At 64.0% G+C, this 4,041-nt stretch carries 5 protein-coding genes; all 5 read right to left on the bottom strand.

Going from position 1 to position 4,041, the window contains the following annotated elements; all coding sequences use genetic code 11:
* Nucleotides 1–1,787 (bottom strand): replicative DNA helicase (gene dnaB, locus VE759_RS11495; protein ID WP_324931980.1); only part of this gene is annotated, 1,787 nt, incomplete at its 3' end.
* A gap of 482 nt (nt 1,788–2,269) precedes the next feature.
* Nucleotides 2,270–2,728, bottom strand: coding sequence for a 50S ribosomal protein L9 (gene rplI, locus VE759_RS11490; protein WP_324931978.1), 459 nt, complete (start codon nt 2,726–2,728; stop codon nt 2,270–2,272).
* Nucleotides 2,729–2,754: 26 nt separating this feature from the next.
* Nucleotides 2,755–3,009, bottom strand: coding sequence for a 30S ribosomal protein S18 (rpsR, locus tag VE759_RS11485; RefSeq protein WP_324395191.1), 255 nt, complete (start codon nt 3,007–3,009; stop codon nt 2,755–2,757).
* A 38-nt stretch (nt 3,010–3,047) separates the two neighbouring features.
* Nucleotides 3,048–3,557, bottom strand: a complete 510-nt coding sequence (locus VE759_RS11480; RefSeq protein WP_324931974.1) for a single-stranded DNA-binding protein — start codon at nt 3,555–3,557, stop codon at nt 3,048–3,050.
* Between the two features lie 76 nt (nt 3,558–3,633).
* Nucleotides 3,634–3,924, bottom strand: a complete 291-nt coding sequence (rpsF, locus tag VE759_RS11475; RefSeq protein WP_324931971.1) for a 30S ribosomal protein S6 — start codon at nt 3,922–3,924, stop codon at nt 3,634–3,636.
* Nucleotides 3,925–4,041: the final 117 nt, after the last annotated feature.

Raw genomic sequence — 4,041 nt, 5'->3', positions numbered from 1 at the left:
AGGTGAAGCTGGTGAGCAACCGTGACGGTCTTGGTCGGGCCGTTGCGGTGCTTGGCAATAATGAGGTCCGCTTCGCCGCCGCGGGGGTCGTCGCGCTCAAACGCGTCTGGCCTGTGCAGCAAAATCACTACATCGCTATCTTGTTCAATTGCACCAGATTCGCGTAGATCAGCTAACATCGGCCGCTTGTCGGTGCGCTGCTCCGGCCCGCGGTTCAGCTGGCTGATGGCTACGACGGGGAGTGCCAATTCCTTCGCCAAAAGCTTTAGATTGCGGGAGAATTCGGAGACTTCCTGTTGTCGCGACTCGAACTTCTTCCCGGACGTCATCAGCTGCAGGTAGTCGACGACAATCAGCTTGAGATCGGCGCGCTGTCGCAGTCGCCGGGCCTTGGCGCGGATCTCCATCATCGTCAGGTTCGGCGAGTCGTCGATATACAGTGGCGCTTCACTGATTTCGCTCATCCGCCGTGCCAGACGCGTCCAGTCGTCGTCACTCATCCGGCCCGAACGCATATCGGACAGCTTGATTTTCGCCTCGGCAGACAGCAGCCGCATCACGATCTCGGACTTGCTCATCTCGAGCGAGAAGATGACGCTCGCCATCCGGTGCTTGATTGAGCAGGAGCGCAGGAAGTCCAAGCCGAGAGTGGAATTATGCGTCGGCACCATCCCCGGACCCGCCAGGTACAAGTGCGCAGTGTTGTCGACCTGGACGCAGCGCACCGGAACGCTGCGCACGCGACGCACCGCATCGATCTGGAGCACCGGAGCCATCAGGGTCGCGGTAGCTCCACGATTCCGATAGCGCGAGATGGACCCGGCCGCGGCGATGCTATCGAATCCGCAACGTAATTCGACGGTCGTACGCATCCCGTAGCCCGTTGGCCACTGGTGTTGCGCGTCGGCCACGACAGCGCTTCCGTCGGAGAACTCGACGTCGTAGCACGGCCGGCCGAGCATGACGTCGGTCGCCGCCACCACCCGCGTCGGCTCTCCGTCGGCGCCGATCAGCTGGTCGCCCACCGCGACGTCGCCCATCGTCGTCCACCCGTCCGGCGTCGGCAGCGGCGTGTCCAGCGCCAGCGCCTTCCCCACGCCGGGGCGTGCCGCGATGATGACCATCTGGCCCGGATGCAGGCCGTTGGTCACCTCGTCGAGTTCCACGAAACCCGTCGGTACCCCTTTGGCGATGCCGCCGTGCGATGCGATCGCGTCGATCTCGTCCATCGTCGGCTGCAGGAGTTCCTCCAGCGCCACGAAATCTTCCGACATCCGTCGATCTGTGACGTCATAGATCTCGGCCTGCGCCCGATCCACCACCTCGGCCACGTCGGAGCCCTCCGCCCCGGCGTAGCCGTACTGCACCACTCGGGTTCCGGCCTCGACCAGCCGGCGCAACAGCGCCTTCTCCGCCACGATGCCGGCGTAGTAGCCCGCGTTGGCCGCCGTCGGCACCGTCGAGATCAGTGTGTGCAGATACAACGCACCGCCGATCCGCCGCAGCAGGTTCCGCCGGTCGAGCTCGGCCGCCACCGTCACCGGGTCGGCAGGCTCGCCGCGGCCGTAGAGATCGAGAATCGCGTCGTAGATGTTCTGGTGGGCGGGCCGATAGAAATCACCGGGGCGCAGCCGCTCGAGCACATCGGCGATCGCGTCCTTGCTGAGCAGCATCCCGCCCAGCACGGATTGCTCGGCGACGAGATCCTGCGGCGGTTGACGGCCGAACTCTTCGTTGGGCGGCGGCGCGTCCATACCGGAATGTCCGAGATCGTCGATGACGGCCACGGCTGCGCTCACCTCCCCTCGCGGTCGAACATACGTTCGCTCCGGCTGCCCCGACTGTAACCCCAGGGACCGACGCCGCGCCACCGGGAAAACCAAGTCCACCCCGTAGACAGCTTGACGTTAAACGTTGCTGGCGCCGTCGTAAAACGCCGGTGTGTATGAAGTTGTGCATCGGATGTGCATATCCGGCTTCAGTCGTGTTGAGCGGTTGGGGAAAACCTGTGGAGAGTTGTAGACGTAACATGCGTTCCTGCAGATAAGGGGACCATAGATCACCCCAATGTCTGTGGATGAGAATCGTTTCGGCGTGTCTCGGCGGGTTGCCTTCCCGGGCGTGTTGTGTTGCCTCGAGTTGTGCGAAAGGTTAACGGGTTGTTAGATTCGCTGCCGAAAGGTCTCCGTCAGAAGTTCGCCAGGGTATGCAGCAACCGCCGGCTGGCGGCCTGGAGTGGCCAGCATTCAGGGTATTTTTTTCTACCGCGTCAGTTTTCGGCGACAACCTCTAGCGGCACTGCGGCATCAACCTCGGGATGCAGCCGTACCACGATCTGATAGCTGCCGATCGACTTGATGTGGTTCTTGGGCAGCACCACACTGCGCTTATCCAGACTGGGGCCGCCGGCCTTCTTTATCGCCGCCGCTACATCGGCCGCCGTCACGGAACCGAACAGCTTGCCCGAATCGGGCGCGGTCCGCATCGGCAGCGACACGGAGCCTAGCTCGTCAAGGGCGCTCTTGAGTTCGTTCGCGTGCTCGAGGCCGCGTACGGTCTTGGTCTCGCGCGCGCGATTGATCTCGTCGGCCTGCCGCTGAGCGCCGCGCGTCGCGACTATCGCAAGCCCCCGCGGCAATAGGAAGTTACGGCCGTAGCCGTCCTTGACTTCAACGGTGTCGCCGGGCGAACCCAGCTTGTCCACCTCGGCGGTAAGAATCAATTTCATCTGTCGCTCTTCCGTCTTCGTCTCGGCTACCGGGTGGACGAGGTGAACGGCAGCAACGCCACCTCGCGTGCGTTCTTCACCGCGGTCGCGATGTCGCGCTGATGCTGCACGCAATTTCCGGTGACGCGGCGGGCCCGGATCTTGCCGCGCTCACTGATGTAGGTGCGCAGCAGCGCGGTGTCCTTGTAGTCGATCACTTGCCCCTTCTTGGCGCAGAACACGCACTTGCGTGTCTTGACCGGCTTCTCCGGCGCGGGGCGCCTCTTGTTGGACTTCGCCATTTGATCGTGTCTCTTTCTCGAATTGCTGACGGCTTTGGTCAGAAGGGCGGTTCGTCGTCGCTGCCCGCAAAGGAGCCGGTCGCCGGGGCGCTGCCCCAAGGATCATCGGAGGTCGCCGCCGGGGCGGGCTGGCGTGCTCCGCCACCGCCACCGCCACCGCCGAAGCCACCGCCACCGCCGCCGCGGCTGGCCTTGTTGACCTTCGCGGTGGCATACCGCAGCGACGGGCCGATCTCGTCGACCTCGACCTCAACGACGGTGCGCTTCTCACCCTCGCGGGTCTCGAACGAGCGCTGCTTCAGCCGGCCCTGCACGATCACCCGTGAACCGCGGGTGAGGCTTTCGGCCACGTTCTCGGCGGCCTCCCGCCAAATGTTGCATCTCAAGAACAGCGCTTCGCCGTCCTTCCATTCCCCGCTTTGGCGGTCGTAGATGCGCGGCGTGGACGCCACGGTGAAGTTGGCGACGGCTGCGCCGGACGGGGTGAAGCGCAGTTCTGGGTCGGCGGTCAGGTTTCCGACCACGGTGATGGTGGTGTCACCGGCCACGAGATCCTCCTGGGGTGAGCGGCATATTGGCCGCGAGCCTACGCAAGGCATACGACAGCCCGCAGACGTTCGACGACTAGTGCTTGTCTGTGCGCAGCACCTTGGTACGGAGGACGGACTCGTTCAGGCTCAATTGGCGATCAAGCTCCGACACGGTGGCCGGCTTCGCTGTGACGTCGACCACCGCGTAGATGCCCTCGGCGTGCTTGGCGATCTCGTAGGCCAGCCGGCGCCGACCCCAGATATCGACCTTGTCGACCTTTCCGCCGTCGTTGCGCACGACGTTGAGAAACGCCTCCAGCGACGGTGCGACGGTGCGCTCATCGAGGGTGGGGTCGAGGATGACCATGATTTCGTAGGGACGCATGGGAACCTCATCACCTCCTATGGTCATGTGCGGCCACGGTCGGTCCGTGGCAGGAGGGTCGCCTGCGTCGGCAACCGGCCCAGGTTACAGGAACGGATGCTGACGTGCGAAATCGCG

The sequence above is a fragment of the Mycobacterium sp. genome, assembly GCF_035640695.1.
Classification (GTDB): domain Bacteria; phylum Actinomycetota; class Actinomycetes; order Mycobacteriales; family Mycobacteriaceae; genus Mycobacterium.
This window is presented reverse-complemented; position numbering and strand designations above follow the sequence as displayed.

Bases quoted from the DNA above. Each gene is read 5' to 3' on its own strand.
- rplI (WP_324931978.1), bottom strand. From the start codon at position 2,728: ATGAAATTGATTCTTACCGCCGAGGTGGACAAGCTGGGTTCGCCCGGC.
- rpsR (WP_324395191.1), bottom strand. From the start codon at position 3,009: ATGGCGAAGTCCAACAAGAGGCGCCCCGCGCCGGAGAAGCCGGTCAAG.
- rpsF (WP_324931971.1), bottom strand. From the start codon at position 3,924: ATGCGTCCCTACGAAATCATGGTCATCCTCGACCCCACCCTCGATGAG.